The organism is Streptomyces albicerus (assembly GCF_008905045.1).
GTDB classification, from domain to species: Bacteria; Actinomycetota; Actinomycetes; order Streptomycetales; family Streptomycetaceae; genus Streptomyces; species Streptomyces albicerus.
This window is the reverse complement of record NZ_VWMY01000004.1, coordinates 144,981-162,377: the sequence shown is the minus strand read 5'-3', so window position 1 is coordinate 162,377 and position 17,397 is coordinate 144,981. Positions and strand designations below refer to the sequence as shown.

The following is a 17,397-nucleotide window of genomic DNA, read 5'->3' as shown; positions in this document are numbered from 1 at the left end:
ACCCGCCCCGCTCACCCGCCCGGGCTCGCGCAGATGTCCTCGGGCGGACGGAACGAGGGGCCGTCGGCCGACTCCTCGTCCACCTGGACGCGTACGGTCTCCAACTGCTGGAGCAGCGAAGCGACATGCGTGTCCGTGGGGTCCCGGAAGAACTCGAGGACCGCGCGGTGGAAGGCGTCCCGGAGCTCGGGCGGCATCACGTCCGAGGCGTCGAAGCAGAGTGTGCGGGCACGTGAGTTGAGCAGGGACTCGATCTCCTGCTCGACGGGGTTCGTGGGCGCCGTGGGCGGCAGCCCGACCGTGTTCGGGAACAGCGGACGCACCGCCGGGGCCGCCTCGGCCCGCCAGCGTTCCCGCCCCGCCGGGCTCGACAGCCGCTCCACCAACTCCTGAGCAGCCGGGTCGTCACTGAACACGGCGGCCATGTCACCCGCGACCTCGTACGCGTCGCGGTACTCGGCCCGCCCGTCCAGGAACCGGGCCGACGGCTCCACCCGGACGTCGTCGCCCGCGTACACATACCGGATGAAGGCGCTCTGGTGCTCGTGGGTGCAGTCGAAGCCGGGGGAGTCCAGCACGCCGCGCGGTCCGTCGGGCCCGGACGTGCCCTCGTACGACGTCGTCAGGGACCGCTCGATCGACGCCCCGGAGCGGTCGCCGAGCAGCCGTGCCCAGGTCGTCCAGGCCCGCACAACGGCCGGGTCGCGCCAGCTGAGCCTGCTCGTCGCCCACTCGGTGTAGAGGGCCGGGCCCGCCTGGTGGAGCAGGATGTCCTCGATCCAGTCGGTGCCGGGCCAGCCCGAGGTGGCCTGCGAGGCGAGCCCCACGCACCACGTCGGATCGTCGCTCGAAGTCCCCTCCTTGCTCCACACCAGGCTCTTCAGGTCGACCTTCAGCGGCACCCAGTACGTGCGGCGCCTGCCGTCCACGAGCAGTGTCGGCGCCCACGGCGGGTACGCGCGCTCGGCGGTCTCCTCGACGAGGGGCTTCAGCTCGTCGCGGCGGGCGTACTCGGTGAGTTCGCCGATGCTGTTGAGAATCGCCACGTCCGGCGGGGCGTCCGCCTCCAGCTGCGAGACGAGGGTCTCGCGCAGCGAGCGGGTTCCTTCGTACGTGTACGTCCTGCCGGTCCCGTCGTCGAGCCGCTTCAGAGCGGCCTCGAAGGCCTCGCCCTCCGCGCCGGTCCAAGGCCCCAGCACGACGAGCGGGTCGGGCGGATCGGACGTACAGCCGGGGACGAGGGCGAGCAGGCAGACCGCGAGGAGGGCGCGCAGGACACGGCTCATGAGACGGCTGATGGCACGGTTCATGAGACGGCCCCCGGACGGGCGACCACGAGATACTCGCGCCGGTATGCGTGCAGAGCACCGCCGGCGAGGCCGGCGCCGACCAGGCCCGCGGGGAACACGAAGGGGGCGATCCCGTCCAGGAAGGCGAGCCGCCCGCCGGACAGTCCGTCGTCGATCCGGGCTTCCAGTACCTCGATGGCCCAGGGGTCAGGGCCGTCGAAGGGGCGCTCCTCGGCGACCGTCTCCGTCGCGGGCGAGGTCCGCTCGGCGAGCGCGTCCGCCACCGGGACGGCCTCCGTCTGGGCATGCTGCGCCAGCAGCGCGTCGGCCGTGAGGAGGGGCACGGCGAGCAGCGGCAGGGCGGCGGTCGCGAGCGGAATGCTGAGCCGGATCCGGAAGCGGCGGCGTAGGAAGGACACCGTGCGCCAGAGCCCGGCGGCGAGCAGCACGAGGGCGAGCGCGGACACCACGGCGGCCGCATGCACGCCTGCGCCCCAGGCGGCACGGTCCGCGAGCCGTTCGCGCAACTGCCGCTCGAGCCCGGCGACCCGGTCCACGATCGAGGTCGCGCCGGAGCCGGTCGTGGGCGGACACGGCGGAAAACGATCCTGGCTGTCCGCGGCGGCGACCGGAGCCGAACAGAGCATGCTGCGCGCGTATGTGAGCTCGGCGTCCCGCAGCACCGGGTCGGTGGCGTGCCCCTGGGCCCGGCCGATCCAGCCCGTGTAGTCCACGACCAGCGCGGACACCACACGCAGCTCCTGCTCCTCGGCCACGGTCAGCGCTCCGCTGCGGGTGACCTGGTTCAGGCTCTGTGTCGCCCGCGCCACCCGTGTCCGGTAGCGCTCGCTGAGCCCGCTGAGCTCCGCCGCCCGGCCCTCGTCGAGGTTCTCCTCGGCCTCGCCCTGCGCGATGAACAGCGACGCCTTGGCGTTCGCGAGTCCGACCAGCGCGGGTCCCAGCCGGTCCTGCATGTACGCCGAGTCGTCCCGCACGTCCGCGTACGCCCAGCCGAGCGCCCCGAACGCCACCACGGCGAGCAGCGGCAGCGCGACGAGCCGATCGCGCAGATACGCGCGGTTGCGACGGCCGGCCGTCGACGGCCACAGGTAGCGCCAGACGCGGCGCGCGAGTTCGGCGGCGATGACGCGTGCGGCCCGCGCCGCGCGCAGGAAGCGTGCGGACGGCGGCGTATCGGCCCCCGCGTTCCGGTTCGCGCGCCGAGGCCACGCCGCTCCGTTCACTCGCGAGCCGTCCGGGCGTTCTTCCTCGGCGCCGGCGTGTGGGCGATCGCCCGGAGCCAGGTCGTGACTCTCTTCCCGAGCCATGGGCTGTCCCTGTGGTGTCGGAAGGCGAGCGGACGGACCGCATAGGCACGGTCCAGGAGGGTCTCGGCGACGGCCGTGTCCTCGGGGGAGGCGGAACGGGCGGCCTGGTGGGCGAGGGTGAGGTAGAGGCGGGAGAGGTCCCTGCGGAGGCCGGGCTCGTCGGACGGGAGGCCGAGCCGTTCGTCGGCAGCCGCGGCCAGCGCGGCCAGGCCCGCCCCGTCGACGGCCCCGCGGGCGAGGACACCCTGCACGGCCTCCCACACCTCCGTCGTCATCCGGACCCGGGCCTGCTCGTCCGTCAGCCCGTGCGCGTGGAAGAGCCGGGCCAGCCGTTCCAGTACCTCACGGAGCCGCTCGGCCGCCTCATCCGGGTGCTCGGCGGTCCGCACATGCTCGACGCCGACACGAACGGCGGCCGTACGCGCGGCAGTCCGGTGCCGCGAGTGCTGCGGCACCGCGTCCAGTGCCCGCAGGACGTCGTCCCACGCCCGCTCTCCGCCCAGCGCGAGGCGTGCCCGCACCCCGCCGAAGGCCGCGCTGCCCAGCGACGGATTGCGCAGCCGCACCGCCTCGTAGAACGTCAGCGCCTCGTGCCAGCGGCCGAGGCGTTCAGCGCAGTAGCCGAGGGCGAGCTTGGGCGTGTACTCGCCCGGGATCGCCGCGTACACCTGGTCGAAGTGCCGCCGCGCCGCGGCCACTTGGTCCCGGCCGAGCGCGAGCAGCCCGCGGTGCCAGTCGAGCCGCCAGTCGTGCGGGGCGCGCTCGGCCCCGATCAGCGCCTCGGCGGACCGCAGTTCACGCTCGGCGGCCTTGGTCCCGCCCCCGGCACCCCGCAACCGCAGGCGGCAGCGCAGGAGATGCACCTCCGGCGAGTCCCGCCAGTCCGCGGTGTGCTGCAGCAGCGCCTCCGGGGCGGCGTCGGCCAGCCTGCTCAGCTGCGCGTGGTGGTCGTCGTGCGGATCGGGCCGCGGTACGGGCAGCCGCTGCGCGACCTCGGCGGGCGACGGCGGCGCGTACGGGGCGCGCACATCCGGCGCGGCCCACCGGGCGAGGGGCGGCGCGGATCCGAGCGCCGCGTCGAGCGCGTACGGCGACTGGAGGAAGAGCGGCGACGGTTCGAAGGTCTCCAGCCCGGTCCGCAGCGACCGCAACTCCCGGAAGACTCCGCGCAGTTGCTCCTGCATCTCCCGTGCGGTGGCGAACCGCTCGGCCCGCTCGCTGCGGGTCGCCCGGTGCAGCACCCGAGCCAGTGACACCAGACCGAGCCCGCGGGGAGGCGGGGCCGTCATCGAGTGGGCCTCGGGGATCTCGGGGTCGTCGCCCGGTGGGCCCAGCCGACTGATCACGTCGAGGCGTCCCAGCTCGGCCAGATCGTCCGGTGACCGCCCCAGCCCGCTCAGCCGCCGCAGGGTCTCGCCCAGGCTGAACAGGTCGTCCTGGCCAGTGGATTCACCGTTCGCGCCGACGGTCGGGGCGCAAAACCCGTACGTGGTGTGGCCGGGGAGGCCGGCCACGCGGACGCTGCCCACATCGATGATCTTTGTCGTGGTCCCGTTGTGCATGACGTTGTCCGGTTTGAGGTCGCCGTAGACCTTGCGGGGCTGGTCGGCGTGCAGGTATCCCAGCGCGGCCAGGATCCGCACCCCGTAGGCGAGTACGAACTCGTGGAAGCGGCTCCTGCCGAACTCGGCCGGGGTCACCTGGGCCCGCGCCCGCACCTCTTCCAGCGTGAGCCCGTCCACGTACTGGAGGACGAGGAAGTCCCCGACCTCCGGATGGTGCCCGTAGTTGAAGACACGGATGATGTCGTCGTGGCTGAGATCGACCAGCGCCCGCCGCTCCTGGGCCAGGGCCCCCGCCGAAGCCGCCGCCTGCTCCGGGTGCAGGATCTTGATCGCGACCTCGCGGTTGTCGACCTTGGTGTCGCGTGCGAGATAGACCTCGCCCATTCCCCCGTAGCCGAGCGGCCGGATCAACTGGTACTGCCCGGCGAGCAGTTGCCCCGACGGCAGCGGGAGCCCGTCCCGCTCACTGCCGTGCGACGGTGAGGGCCCCAGCAGGGTGATCGAGGGCAGCAGGACCGGGTCGGGATTCTCCTCGGGCAGTTCGACTTTCGCGCCTCGCAGGAATGTTGGCTGCGCGGCGACGACGTGCGGTCCGAACGGCCCACTGGATTCCGGCACTTCACCGGTCGCCTCTCTGCCCGCAGCCCCTTCCATGCGTCCTCAGGATAGACGCGCGGGCCGGGAATGGCTCCGTGTCGAGGTGAGGATGATGTGGCCGATCCGTCCGGCTGCGGTCGTGGCGCGCCGGTCGCCGCTACGGCTGGGTCGGCGTTCCGAGCAGTGCCGATGCGGTCTGGAGCGGGGTGAGCACGGTCGCGGGAGTGCGGTCGGGGGTGGGGGCGGGGGCGCTCCGGCATGTGAAGCCGAGGCGGGTCAGCGCACGGACCATTTCACCGCTGCTGAAGTCGCGGCGGTTTTGCTTGGTGATGACTTCGCCGACCTGCTTGACAGGATAGTGGCGGCGGCCGATGAGTACGGAGTCGCCTGTGACGGCCTCGGGCTTGATGCCCTTCATCGATGCCTCCACATCGCTCTTGACGAGGTCGAACGGGAAGCGGGCGATGATACAGCGCATGTTTGCCTCACAAATCGGGGGAGAGGGCCGGACGGGTGGGTGACCCGAGGGCCTAGGGGTGGGGGAGGACGAGGACTCCGAGGGCGTAGCCGTCCTCGTCGATCACGGGGGACGCCCCGAGTTTGCGGCCCTGCATTGCGTCTTCGGCATCGTGGCGCGGCATCAGGACGGGCGTGAACGGTCCACGATCGTGGACGATGTCCCGCAACCGGGTGTCGTCGGTGTCCCAAGGGGTGCTCGGGATGGCGGCGAGCTGGTCCCGGGTCACCAGACCGGTGCAGCGGCCGTCGGCGTCACAGACCACCAGATGGGGGATGCGAGCGCTGGTGAGAACCGACAGAGCCACGTCGACCGCCATGTCGTCGCGGACCTGCGGCCCCGGTGTGGTCATGGCGTCGCCCGCAGTCTGCGCGGGGCCGTTCGTCCGGCACAACTGTGTCCGAAGCGTCAAGTGCGGTCTCCTTCTGGCAGGGGCGGGCCGACGAGCCGGGTGTGGTGGGCTTCGTCGTGGGCTACGCGGTCCTACCGAGAGCCTGTCCCCGGTTCTCACCGGATGCGGTCCGGGGCGAGCCGCCCGAGCGGCGGGCCTGGGCGGGGCGGCTGCGTCGCCCGCGGGAGGAGGACGCGCCGCGCTTGGGGCGCTCTGCGGCCGGTGCGGTGATGGTGACAGGAACGCCGGACGGGGCCTGGGCACCGGTGATGCGGCTGAGCTCGGCCTCGCCGGAGCGGACCTGGGCGGTCTGCGGGGTGATGCCGGCGTTGGACATCAGGCGGCTCATGTCGCGGCGCTGGTTGGGCAGGACGAGGGTGACGACGCTGCCGGACTCGCCGGCACGGGCGGTACGGCCTCCGCGGTGCAGGTAGTCCTTGTGGTCGCTGGGCGGGTCGACGTTGACGACGAGGTCGAGGTTGTCGACGTGGATGCCGCGGGCGGCGACGTTGGTGGCCACCAGCACCGTGACATGGCCGGTCTTGAACTGGGTGAGGGTGCGGGTGCGCTGAGGCTGGGACTTGCCGCCGTGCAGGGCGGAGGCACGTACACCGACGGCCAGGAGATCCTTGGTCAGCCGGTCGACGGCGTGCTTCGTGTCGAGGAACATGATCACCCGGCCGTCGCGGGCGGCGATCTCGGCCGTGGTGGCGTGCTTGTCGGCGCCGTGGACGTAGAGCACGTGGTGCTCCATGGTGGTGACCGCGCCGGCCGAGGGATCCACGGAGTGGACGACCGGGTCGTTGAGATAGCGACGGACCAGTAGGTCGACGTTGGCGTCGAGGGTGGCGGAGAACAGCATCCGCTGGCCCTCGGGGCGTACCTGGTCGAGCAGTGCGGTGACCTGGGGCATGAAGCCCATGTCCGCCATCTGGTCGGCCTCGTCCAGCACGGTGATGCCAACCTGGTTCAGGCGGCAGTCACCACGGTCGATGAGGTCCTTGAGCCGGCCCGGCGTCGCGACGACGACCTCGGCACCGGCGCGCAGCGCGCTCGCCTGGCGGCCGATCGACATCCCACCGACCACCGTGGTCAGCTTCAACTTCAGCGACTGCGCGTACGGGGTGAGAGCGTCGGTGACCTGCTGCGCCAGTTCACGGGTGGGCACCAGGACCAGAGCGAGCGGCTGGCGCGGTTGCGCGCGCTGCCCGACGGTGCGGGCGAGCAGCGCCAGTCCGAAGGCGAGGGTCTTGCCCGAACCTGTGCGGCCACGGCCCAGGACGTCCCGGCCGGCCAGTGAGTTGGGCAGGGTCGCCGCCTGGATCGGGAACGGATCATTCATCCCGAGACCGGCGAGCACCTTCATGAGGGCGGGCGGCATGTCGAGGTCCGCGAAGGACTCGACGGGAGGCAGTGCGGGGGTGCGGGTGACCGGCAGAGCGAACTCCTGCGGGAGCCCGGCAGGCCTGCGCCCGTAGCCGCCGGACCGGCTCGGCGCTCCCGAACGGCCGGGGGCGCCGGAGCGGCCGGCGGACGCTGAACGGTAGCTGCCGCCTCGGCCCGAGCCTGCGGGGCTGCCGCCTCGGCTGCGGGAATAGCGGTCGTTCGTGCGAGTGGTGCGGTTCATGCAGAACCTTCCTCGATGCGGCGCGTATCGAAGAATTCCGGCAGAAAGACCGCACGGAGCTTCACAAGAACGAGCCGGAAAAGATGAGACGAAGCACAGGGACTTGACTGCCGCCTGCTTCGAAAGAGTGAATACGCCCCGCGAAGAGATCGCTGGGGAAATACCGATGGAGGGCGGTTGGAAACCTTCGCCCGATCCCGTTTCGATGCGCTGCGGCAGTCGACCGGGCTGTCTCGCACCGCTCGTCAGGGCCGGCACGGGCGCGGAGGAGGGGTTACGAGCACGAGTTGGGGCCCGCACCCAAGGTGCGGGCCCCAACTCGTGAAACGCGTCAGCGTCAGGCGGGAGTGATGTTCTCCGCCTGCGGGCCCTTCTGGCCCTGGGTGACGTCGAAGTTCACCTTCTGGCCCTCCTGCAGCTCGCGGAAGCCGGAGGAAGCGATGTTCGAGTAGTGGGCGAACACGTCGGCGCCGCCGCCCTCCTGCTCGATGAAGCCGAAGCCCTTTTCCGCGTTGAACCACTTCACGGTGCCAGTAGCCATGTCATATCTCCTTACGGGGCAGTGCCCTGGGATCGCAACGTGCGAGCCCGGCGTTGCCGCGATGATTACCCCGTCCGGAAGGCACCGGCAAATAAAAAAGTGCTCTCATCGGCGCGTTGGGTCGATGAGGGCACTTGAAGTCTTGGGAACCACAACTGCAACTGAGCTCAACAGTAGCACGAGGCGGGTCCTGGTGCGCTGGATTCAAGTCGGCACTCCGCTGCCCCTTGGAATGCTTGCCGCTCCACGAGTCATTTCTGCAGTGACCGCATTAGATATTTCTCCTGGAATTTTCCGGCAGAAAATCGGGCAGACAGAAAATCGCTGTCCGGCCACGGGTGAGAAGTCACCCGCTCCCGCCCGCTCGCGTCCCCTTGGAACCATGTCCCAGTCGCGCGCTTCACCCACCCGAGTGAACGCGCCGGTCGACGGTGTGATCAGTGGTCGCTGTAGCTGACGTCGCCGATGGTCCAGGCGCTGACGTCATCGAGGGCGATACGGTACATCCCGCCCGTTTCCGGAATCCCCAGGCTGCCCTGGAGGATCCGTGCGACGTGGAAGTGCAGATGGGTGGGAAGTTCGTCGGCCTGCTTGGGGCGACGGTCCGTGTCCGTGAATACGGCAGAGAACGCGCCCAGGCGGTCGGAGTCCTGGAGGACCTCCGCCACGCGCTGCCTCCACATGGACTCAGGGGCCAGTCGGCCGGTGATGACGGCTCCCTGAACGACCACGGTGAGAGACATCTGATTGCTTCGCTCCGACTCCACCAGATCGGCGATGCCAACGAGCAGTTCATCAGGCTTCGACATGACCGCTGATTCTACTCCCGCGGAGATCGAGGCCGGACGTTCCGGCCGGGGGAGTGCCCACGCCGCGGACCGTACGGCGCCGAGCCCCGGCCTTGGCACGAACGGTGCGACTCGCGGTGCGCGCGGACTCCCGCCGACTCGGCGCAACTGGTACGGAGATCGGCTGACGGAGTCTTCCATGACGTTCTGGAGCAGAAGTACGCGGCCTGGCCGTGTAGAAAACCTGCCGTAGCGAGAATAGACATGCGTGTCCAGCAGGGCTAGGGTTTCGTCACGTAGCCAAGAGATCAACCGAGGTAAAGAAGACCGGCACCATCAGGATCGCCCGGGCGAGGAAAGCGAACAGCCCGGGTACCGCAAGGCCCCGGACTGGACGGTGGTCCCGGTCACACATCCGCGATCCCCGCATTCACCCTCCCTGTTGCGCACAGGTGTGCGGATGCAGAAAGCCGGCCCAGTGAACAAGCCCGGCAGATGGTGTTGGCATCACCTCGGGGCTCTGGTGTCGAACGTCACCAGAGCCCCCGCCCTTTTTCCCCAAGAGGTGTAAGTGACCGCAGATTCCCCGCTCGACCGCCTGGATGACGACGACTACCCCGCCTACACCATGGGGCGGGCCGCCGAGATGCTCGGCACCACACCCGCCTTCCTGCGTGCGCTCGGTGAAGCTGGCCTGATCACCCCTCTGCGCTCCGAAGGCGGACACCGCCGCTACTCGCGCTACCAGCTGCGCATCGCAGCCCGCGCCCGTCGGCTCGTCGACGAGGGCACCCCGATCGATGCCGCCTGCCGCATCGTCATCCTGGAGGACCAGCTCGAGGAAGCCCGACGCATGAACGACGAGTACCGCCGCGCCGCCACGGACTCCCAGAGCAAGCCCGCCGACAGCTGACCACCCAGTAGGGCCGCACCCACCGGACGGCCACCGCGACACCGTTGAAACGGCGCGACGTACGCGGACCGGGACCGGACAGTCCGCCGAGATCAGGCCGCCGGGGCCGGGTAGGTCGGGTACTCCACCCCGGAGACGTGCTGGACGACGCGGATGACCTGGCAGGAGTAGCCGAACTCGTTGTCGTACCAGAGGTAGAGGATCGCGTTGTCGCCGTCGACCTTGGTGGCGCCGGCGTCGACGATCGAGGCGTGGCGTGAGCCGATGAAGTCGCTGGAGACCGCGTCGGGAGCGGTGGTGAAGTCGATCTGGCGCTTGAGCGGGGACGTCAGCGACACGTCGCGGAGGTGGTCGAGGACCTCCTCGCGGGTGGTCTCGCGCCCGAGCCGCAGGCTGAGGATCGCGATGGAGACGTCCGGCACCGGGACACGGATCGAGCTGCCGGTGATCGGCGCCTTGAGGTCGGGCAGCGCCTTGGCGACGGCGGAGGCCGCACCCGTCTCGGTGATGACCATGTTGAGCGGCGCCGAGCGGCCGCGACGGTCGGCCTTGTGGTAGTTGTCCAGCAGATTCTGGTCGTTGGTGAACGAGTGGACGGTCTCCACGTGGCCACGCAGGACGCCGTACTCGTCCGCCATCGCCTTCAGCGGCGGGACGATCGCGTTGGTCGTACAGGACGCGCAGGACAGGATCCGCTCGTCCGGCTTGATCATGTCGTGGTTGACGCCGTGCACGATGTTGGGGACGTCGCCCTTGCCCGGCGCGGTCAGGACGACCTTGTCGATGCCGGGCCGCAGGTGCTCCGACAGGCCCGCGCGGTCGCGCCACTTGCCGGTGTTGTCGATGAGGATGGCGTCCTTGATGCCGTACGCCGTGTAGTCGATCTCCGACGGGTCGTTCGCGTAGATCACCTTGATCGCGTTTCCGTTGGCGATGATCGTGCTGTTCGCCTCGTCGACGGTGATCGTGCCCTGGAACTGGCCGTGGATGGAGTCCCGGCGCAGCAGCGAGGCGCGTTTGACGAGATCCTCGGCGGCCCGGCCGCCGCCCCCGCGAACGACCACGGCGCGCAGCCGCAGTCCGTTGCCGGAGCCGGCCTTCTCGATGAGCAGGCGCGCGACGAGGCGGCCGATGCGGCCGAAGCCGTACAGGACGACGTCGCGTCCCTCGCCGCGCTCGATCTTGTTGGCGCCCGTGGCACCGGCGACGGCCTCGGCGGTGAACTCCTCCACCGAGAGACCGCGGTCGTCGGTCCTGTACGTCGCGGCGAGCATGCCGATGTCGATCTGGGAAGGGCCGAGATCGAGGGCGGCGAGCGCCTGCAGGAAGGGCAGCGTCTCGGTGACCGAGAGCTCCTCACCGGCGATCTGCCGGGCGAATCGGTGGGTCTTGAGGATGCTGACCACCGACTTGTTCACCAAGGAGCGGCTGTGCAGGAGGACGGTGACGTCCCGTTCCCGGTGCAGCTTCCCGATGATGGGGATCATCGACTCCGCGATCTCCTCGCGGGTCTTCCAGTTGGTGAACGAGTCGTCGTTGACAGTCACAGGTTTATCTTTCGAGCTAGACGGCGCTCATATGCTAAACCTACGCCGCTTCGATCATGCACCCGGTGCCGTCTGAGGGCGAAGCTGCCAAGGCTGAGCGGTTCCACAGCCGGCCTGGTCGCGCAGGGACCGCGCTGCAACTCTGCGTGGGCCAGCGGGAGTTCGGTGGCGGGGCGGATGACCGAGGGCTCGAATTCCAGCGGGCCGGCAGCCGAGGTGATCGCCTGGTGCGGCACGCTGCTCTCGATCAGCGCGCCGACGTTGACCGCCGGGACTGACCCGCGGCGAACAGGCTCGCGCCGTCACCGCGCTCGACCATGGCGGGCAGTACGGCTCGCACCGTCACCGCGCTCGACCATGGCGGGCAGTACGGCTCGCACCGTGGTGACCCCCGACGGCAGGACCCGGCCCTGAGCCGTCGGCCCGGCCGTCGGGAACCACCGGAGCCCGTCGCGGACCGTAGTCTCGCCGCCCCCTGACCGGGCAGCGCTCACCGCCCGGGTGCTCCCGCGCGCAGTCCGTCCATGACGAGGTCCAGGAGCCGGGTGGCGCGCGGTTGCCAGTCGCCGCCGGGATCGATCTGCCAGAGGCCGGCGATGGCGAGCATGAAGTCGTCCGCGGTCACTCCCGGACGGATGGTGCCGACCTGCTCGTTGGCGCGGAGCAGGAGTTCGGTCGCGGAGGTCACCGGGGTGTGCCCCGGTTTCGCCGGGCCCCCCGGCGCGCTGGTGGCCTGGCGGATCGCGTCGGCCAGGCCGGCCTTGGCCATGGCGAACCGGGCGAGGTGGTCCATCCACTCGCGCAGAGCCTGGGCGGGTTCCCGGGTCTCGAGCAGTTCGGCCGCGGCGTCGGCGACCTGCTGCATCTCGTGGCGGTAGATCTCGAGGACGAGCGCCTCGCGATTGGGGAAGTTGCGGTAGAACGTGCCCTGCCCGACGCCCGCCTGCTTGGCGATCACACTCAGCGGGGCGTCTGCGGAACGTGTCAGCTCGGCCAGCGCCACTTCCAGGATGCGCTCGCGGTTTCGCTGCGCGTCCGAGCGCAGAGGTGCGTCCTTCTTCTGCTGCACTCGTCCTCCTCACGGTCGTGGCCGAATCCCGGCCTTGCTTAACCGGACAGCTGTCCGCTACGTTTTTTCGAGAGCGGACAGCTGTCCGGTTGTGCTCACCATAGCGGTGGGCGCGGCCTGCGCGGGCAGCCGGTGACCGTCGTCACCGGCGTGCCTTCTCCGCATCCTGCATGGTTCCGAAGCCACATCGCTACGTACATCGCCCTCTCTCTTTGTCTCGCGATACGTCTCCCGATTCGACTGACTGCCGGAGCGTCCCCTCGACGTGTTCCGGATCTGCGAAAGAAGGCTGATCATGGCCCCAGCCCCCTCGTCGACATTCAGTGCCATCACCCTGAACATCAACGGCGAGAAGCACACGCTGTCCGTCGACCACCGCACCACCCTGCTCGACGCACTGCGCGAGCGCCTCGATCTGACCGGCACCAAGAAGGGCTGCGACCAGGGACAGTGCGGTGCCTGCACCGTCCTGCTCGACGGGCGCCGGGCCGTGGCCTGCCTGCAACTCGCGGTGGCGGCCGAGGGACGTGAGATCACCACCATCGAAGGCATGGCCGAGAGCGACCAACTGCACCCGGTGCAGCAGGCGTTCCTCGACCTGGACGGCTATCAGTGCGGCTACTGCACCCCTGGGCAGATCTGTTCGGCCGTCGCCGTCATCGAGGAACACGCGGCGGGCTGGCCGAGCGCCGTCACCGATGACGTCCGTCCCGAAGCCGGGCCACCACCGCTGACCGCGGACGAAATCCGGGAGCGGATGAGCGGCAACCTGTGCCGCTGCGGCGCGTACGTGTCCATCGTCCAGGCGGTCGCCCGCGCGGCCGCAGCCGAGGCGGAGACCACAGAGACCGCGGAGGCTGCGGCATGAAGGAATTCGGATATCAGCGCGCGTTCGACGTCTCCGGCGCGGTCGCGCTCCTCGATGCCGATCCGGACGCGCGCGTCCTCGGCGGCGGCACCAATCTCGTCGACCTGATGAAGACCGGTGTCGAGCGGCCCGCCCGGCTGGTCGACGTACGCGAACTCCCGCTGGACAAGATCGAGTTGACGGACGACGGCGGTCTGCGCATCGGCGCGACCGTCACCAACAGCGACCTCGCCGTCCACCCCGAAGTACGCCGCCGCTACCCGGCGTTGACGCAGGCCGTGCTGGCCGGCGCCTCCGGGCAACTGCGCAACATGGCCACGGTCGGCGGCAATCTGCTCCAGCGCACCCGCTGCGGCTACTTCGCCGACGTGACCAAACCCTGCAACAAGCGCGTCCCCGGCAGCGGTTGCCCCGCCATCGAGGGCGAGCACCACAACCACGCCATCCTGGGCGCCTCCGAGCACTGCGTAGCCACCCACCCCTCGGACATGGGCGTGGCACTGACGGCCTTCGATGCCGTCGTGACGTACGAAACGGCCGACGGGCCAGGCGAGTTGCCGCTCACCGAGTTCTACCTGCCCGTGGGCGACACCCCGCACCTGGAGACCGCCCTGCCGCCGGGAGCACTGATCACCGGCGTTACCCTGCCGCCTGCCCCGGTTACCGTCCTCTCGCGCTACCGGAAGGTACGCGAGCGCGCCTCGTACGCGTTCGCGATCGGCTCGATCGCCGCCGCCCTCGATGTCCGGGACGGCGTCGTACGCGACGTACGCCTGGCCTTCGGCGCGGTCGCGTCCCGGCCGTGGCGCGCCCGGGCGGCCGAACGCGTACTGACCGGGGCACCGGCCGACGCCGCAACCTTCGCCGCCGCCGCGGACGCCGAACTCGCGGCCGCGGAGCCGCTGCCGCACAACGCCTACAAGGTGACCCTGATGCGCAACCTCGTGGTGGCCGTGCTGACCGAACTCACCGAGGAGAGCACCCGATGACCACCGCCACGACCGGGACCACGACGGCGAAGGGCTCCGTCGGCACCGCGCACACCCGCGTGGAGGGCCGCGACAAGGTCACCGGAGCGGCCCGCTACGCGGGAGAGATCCCCTTCGCCGAACTCGCTTACGGGTGGCTGGCGCTGTCGACCGTCGCCCGTGGCCGTATCCGCTCGATGGACACCGCGCCCGTTCTCGGGATGCCGGGCGTGCTCACCGTCCTGCACCACCAGAACGCCCCGCGTGTCGACAGCGACTACGTCGGCATGCTGGGAGTCCCGCCGGACCCGACCGCGGCCGTCTTCCAGCACGACCGGGTGCCGCACGTGGGCTGGCCGGTGGCCCTGGTCGTCGCCGAGACGTCCGAACAGGCCAGGGAGGCCGCCGAGGCGCTGGTGGTGCACTACGAGGAGGAGCCGCACGATGTGGCGTTCTCCGGCGAACACCCGGACGCCTACCCGCTGGACGCGCACATGCCGGCGGTGACGGAGAAGGGGGAACTGGAGCCAGAACTCGCCGCCTCCGCCGTCGTCATCGACGCGGAGTACACCACACCTGAAGAGCACCACAACCCGATGGAGCCGCACGCGGCGACCGCCCTCTGGGACGGCGGCCGACTCGAAGTCGTCGACTCCAACCAGGGCACCATGTGGGTCGCCGACGAGCTGGCGAAGCTGCTCTCGCTCGACCCGGCCTCGGTGCGCGTGCGGTCCGAACACGTCGGTGGCGGCTTCGGGAGCAAGGGGGTCCGCGCGCACCAGGTGGCCGCCGTGATGGCCGCGACCGTCCTCCAGCGCCCGGTCCGGGTCGTCATGACCCGCCGTCAGATGTTCGCGCTCGCCGGCTACCGGAGTCCCACGACACAGCGCATCCGGCTCGGCGCCGACACCGATGGGCGGCTGCGCGCGCTCGACCACCGCTCTCTGAGCCTCACTTCGACCGTGCACGAGTTCATCGAACCGAGCGCCGGAGTGGGACGGGTGATGTACGACGCCGACGCCCACCACACGGCCAACCGCCTTGTACGGCTCGACGTGCCCACGCCGACCTGGATGCGCGCCCCGGGAGAGGCGCCGGGGTCGTTCGCGCTGGAAGCGGCGCTAGACGAGCTCGCCGAGAAGTGCGGCATCGACCCCATCGAGCTGCGCGTACGCAACGAGCCCGAGCGGGGTCCCGTGTCCGGACTGCCGTTCAGCAGCCGCGAGTTGCTCACCTGCTTCCGGGAGGGCGCCCGCAGGTTCGGCTGGGCGGACCGGGACCCGCGTCCCGGTCTGCGCCGGGAAGGGCGCTGGCTGCTGGGCACCGGCACGGCGGCGGCCTCCTTCCCCGCGGGAGCCATGCCGTCCACGGCGGCCATGACGGCGGAGGCGGACGGCACCTTCACCGTGCGGATCAACGCGTCGGACATCGGAACCGGGGCACGGACCGCGCTCACCCTGATCGCCGCCGACGCGCTGCAGGTGGCACCTGACCGTGTCCAAGTGCGCATCGGAGACAGCGATTTCGGACCGGCGATGATCGCCGGCGGCTCGATGGGCACCCGTTCCTGGGCGTGGGCGGTCACGGCCGCGGCCGACGAGCTCCGGCAACGACTCGCCCTGAGCGCCGGTCTCCCACCGGAGGGGATCACGGTGCGGTCGGACACCTCCGAGGCCATCGGCGCCCTGGCCCAGAAGGAACGGCACTCCTTCGGGGCACAGTTCGCCGAGGTCGCCGTGGACCCCGCCATCGGCGAGGTACGCGTGCGCCGCATGCTCGGCATCTTCGCGGCGGGCCGGATCGTCAACCCGCTCACGGCCCGCAACCAGTTCGTCGGAGGAATGACCTGGGGCATCTCCATGGCCCTGCACGAAGAGGCGGTCCGGGACCAGGCCACGGGCGGCCACTACGGCGCCGACCTCGCGGGCTACCACGTCGCCACCCACGCCGACGTACCGCTCATCGAGGCGGACTGGGTGGACGACCCGGACCCGGACGACCCGGTCGGGATCAAGGGCATCGGCGAGATCGGCATCGTGGGCGCCGCGGCGGCGATCGCCAACGCGGTCTGGCACGCGACCGGCGTACGCCACCGGAGTCTGCCCATCCGGCCAGACCGCGTCCTGGCGGCGGGCGGGGAAGCGGTTACGGGAGCTCCGGATGCTTGACATCGCCGAGGAGCTGAACCGCTGGGCCGAGGAGGGCCGGGACTTCGCCGTCGCCACCGTCGTGTCCGTCGGCGGCAGCGCGCCACGCGGCCCCGGCGCCGCCCTCGCCGTCGACAGCGCGGGCACGGTCATCGGCTCGATCTCCGGCGGCTGCGTGGAAGGAGCGGTGTACGACCTGTGTGTTGAGGCACTCCAAACCGGCGAGACCGTCCTCGAACGGTTCGGCTACAGCGACGAGGACGCCTTCGCGGTCGGCCTGACCTGCGGCGGAGTCATCGACGTCATGGTCACGCCGGTCGGTACGGACTCGCCTTTCAGGACGGTCTTCGTGTCGGCGCTCTCGACCGCCGCCGGGGGCGAACCGACGGCCCTGGCCCGGGTCGCCCGGGGCCCGGCCGAACTCCTCGGCAGGGCACTGCTCGTGGGCCCCGATGGCTCGAAAGGATCGTATGAGGGCAGTCTCGGCGGCCACGCGAAGCTGGACCGGTCGGCGGCGGCCGAGGCCCGGGCCATGCTGGACGCCGGACGCACCGGCACGGTCGAGCTAACGGAGGACGGATCGCACTGCCCAGGTGGCCTCACGCTGCTCGTCGAGTCGAGCGTGCCACCGCCCCGCATGATCGTCTTCGGCGCGATCGACTTCGCCGCGGCGCTCGTGCGCGCGGGCAAGTTCCTCGGCTACCACGTGACCGTGTGCGACGCCCGCCCCGTCTTCGCCACCCGGGCCCGCTTCCCCGAGGCCGACGACATCGTGGTCGACTGGCCGCACCGCTATCTCCGGCGCACGACGACCGACGAACGCACGGTCCTGTGCGTCCTCACCCACGACGCCAAGTTCGACGTACCCCTGCTGAAGGCGGCGCTGCGGTTGCCGACCGCGTTCATCGGCGCGATGGGCTCGCGGCGCACGCACGCGGACCGCGAGCGCCGACTGCGGGAAGTCGGCTTGAATGAACGGGAGTTGGCCCGCCTGAGGTCGCCGATCGGCCTCGACCTCGGTGCCCGTACGCCCGAGGAGACCGCCTTGTCCATCGCGGCGGAGATCGTCGCGGCCCGCCGGGGCGGCACGGGCGTTCCGCTGACCGGCTCGGGGACGCCGATTCACCGTGACGGGGGAGAGCGCGGTGCCGTGGCGGCCGCGTGAACCCATGGCAAGGCACGGGCAGGAAGGAGTGACGCACGGTCGCGGCTCGCCTTACAGGTACCAACTAGGTACCATCC

At 70.6% G+C, this 17,397-nt stretch carries 15 protein-coding genes; 5 read left to right on the top strand and 10 right to left on the bottom strand.

The annotated features are described in order from the left end of the window. Positions 1-11: 11 nt before the first annotated feature. The 8 genes from GAS53_RS04835 to GAS53_RS04800 all read right to left on the bottom strand — a co-directional run bounded on the left by GAS53_RS04835 (position 12) and on the right by GAS53_RS04800 (position 8,664). Positions 12-1,310 (bottom strand): type 2 periplasmic-binding domain-containing protein, encoded by a 1,299-nt coding sequence (locus tag GAS53_RS04835; protein ID WP_225858730.1) that lies wholly within the window; start codon positions 1,308-1,310, stop codon positions 12-14. Beyond that, on the bottom strand, positions 1,307-2,533 hold the full coding sequence (locus tag GAS53_RS04830) for a hypothetical protein (protein WP_225858729.1): 1,227 nt from the start codon (positions 2,531-2,533) through the stop codon (positions 1,307-1,309). The genes GAS53_RS04835 and GAS53_RS04830 overlap by 4 nt, the downstream gene beginning before the upstream one ends. Continuing rightward, on the bottom strand, positions 2,530-4,836 hold the full coding sequence (locus tag GAS53_RS04825; RefSeq protein ID WP_151476151.1) for a serine/threonine protein kinase: 2,307 nt from the start codon (positions 4,834-4,836) through the stop codon (positions 2,530-2,532). Before GAS53_RS04825 ends, GAS53_RS04830 begins: the two co-directional genes overlap by 4 nt. 100 nt (positions 4,837-4,936) lie before the next feature. After that, positions 4,937-5,257: an SCO5918 family protein gene (locus tag GAS53_RS04820; protein ID WP_151476150.1), complete on the bottom strand. Its 321-nt coding sequence runs from the start codon at positions 5,255-5,257 to the stop codon at positions 4,937-4,939. A gap of 52 nt (positions 5,258-5,309) precedes the next feature. After that, positions 5,310-5,708: a CBS domain-containing protein gene (locus GAS53_RS04815; protein WP_404829173.1), complete on the bottom strand. Its 399-nt coding sequence runs from the start codon at positions 5,706-5,708 to the stop codon at positions 5,310-5,312. 61 nt (positions 5,709-5,769) lie between these two features. After that, positions 5,770-7,314 carry a DEAD/DEAH box helicase gene (locus tag GAS53_RS04810; protein WP_151476149.1) on the bottom strand — a complete coding sequence of 515 codons (1,545 nt, stop codon included), beginning with the start codon at positions 7,312-7,314 and terminating at the stop codon, positions 5,770-5,772. A gap of 337 nt (positions 7,315-7,651) precedes the next feature. Continuing rightward, positions 7,652-7,855, bottom strand: coding sequence for a cold-shock protein (locus GAS53_RS04805; RefSeq protein ID WP_151476148.1), 204 nt, complete (start codon positions 7,853-7,855; stop codon positions 7,652-7,654). A 437-nt stretch (positions 7,856-8,292) separates the two neighbouring features. Further along, positions 8,293-8,664, bottom strand: a complete 372-nt coding sequence (locus GAS53_RS04800; RefSeq protein WP_151476147.1) for a hypothetical protein — start codon at positions 8,662-8,664, stop codon at positions 8,293-8,295. 550 nt (positions 8,665-9,214) lie between these two features. Here GAS53_RS04800 and GAS53_RS04795 point away from each other — a divergent pair. Continuing rightward, entirely contained in the window at positions 9,215-9,556 is a 342-nt protein-coding gene (locus GAS53_RS04795; RefSeq protein WP_151476146.1) for a MerR family transcriptional regulator, read from the top strand. A gap of 92 nt (positions 9,557-9,648) precedes the next feature. On the opposite strand, the gene GAS53_RS04790 is transcribed toward GAS53_RS04795, so the two are convergent. Both GAS53_RS04790 and GAS53_RS04785 read right to left on the bottom strand, forming a co-directional pair. Next, on the bottom strand, positions 9,649-11,103 hold the full coding sequence (locus GAS53_RS04790) for a glyceraldehyde-3-phosphate dehydrogenase (protein WP_151476145.1): 1,455 nt from the start codon (positions 11,101-11,103) through the stop codon (positions 9,649-9,651). 490 nt (positions 11,104-11,593) lie between these two features. Then, a complete protein-coding gene (locus tag GAS53_RS04785) occupies positions 11,594-12,172 on the bottom strand; it encodes a TetR/AcrR family transcriptional regulator (protein WP_151476144.1) in 579 nt (192 codons plus the stop codon). A gap of 295 nt (positions 12,173-12,467) precedes the next feature. Between GAS53_RS04785 and GAS53_RS04780 the strand changes: the two genes are divergently transcribed. Genes GAS53_RS04780 through GAS53_RS04765 form a run of 4 tightly spaced genes read left to right on the top strand, consistent with a single transcriptional unit; the run spans position 12,468 to position 17,320 of the window. Further along, complete coding sequence (locus GAS53_RS04780) at positions 12,468-13,040, top strand: 2Fe-2S iron-sulfur cluster-binding protein (RefSeq protein ID WP_151476143.1); 573 nt, start codon at positions 12,468-12,470, stop codon at positions 13,038-13,040. Continuing rightward, positions 13,037-14,029 (top strand): FAD binding domain-containing protein, encoded by a 993-nt coding sequence (locus GAS53_RS04775; protein ID WP_151476142.1) that lies wholly within the window; start codon positions 13,037-13,039, stop codon positions 14,027-14,029. The genes GAS53_RS04780 and GAS53_RS04775 overlap by 4 nt, the downstream gene beginning before the upstream one ends. Then, positions 14,026-16,176, top strand: coding sequence for a xanthine dehydrogenase family protein molybdopterin-binding subunit (locus GAS53_RS04770; RefSeq protein ID WP_151476141.1), 2,151 nt, complete (start codon positions 14,026-14,028; stop codon positions 16,174-16,176). Before GAS53_RS04775 ends, GAS53_RS04770 begins: the two co-directional genes overlap by 4 nt. Continuing rightward, positions 16,169-17,320: an XdhC family protein gene (locus tag GAS53_RS04765; protein WP_151476140.1), complete on the top strand. Its 1,152-nt coding sequence runs from the start codon at positions 16,169-16,171 to the stop codon at positions 17,318-17,320. The genes GAS53_RS04770 and GAS53_RS04765 overlap by 8 nt, the downstream gene beginning before the upstream one ends. Positions 17,321-17,397 lie beyond the last annotated feature (77 nt).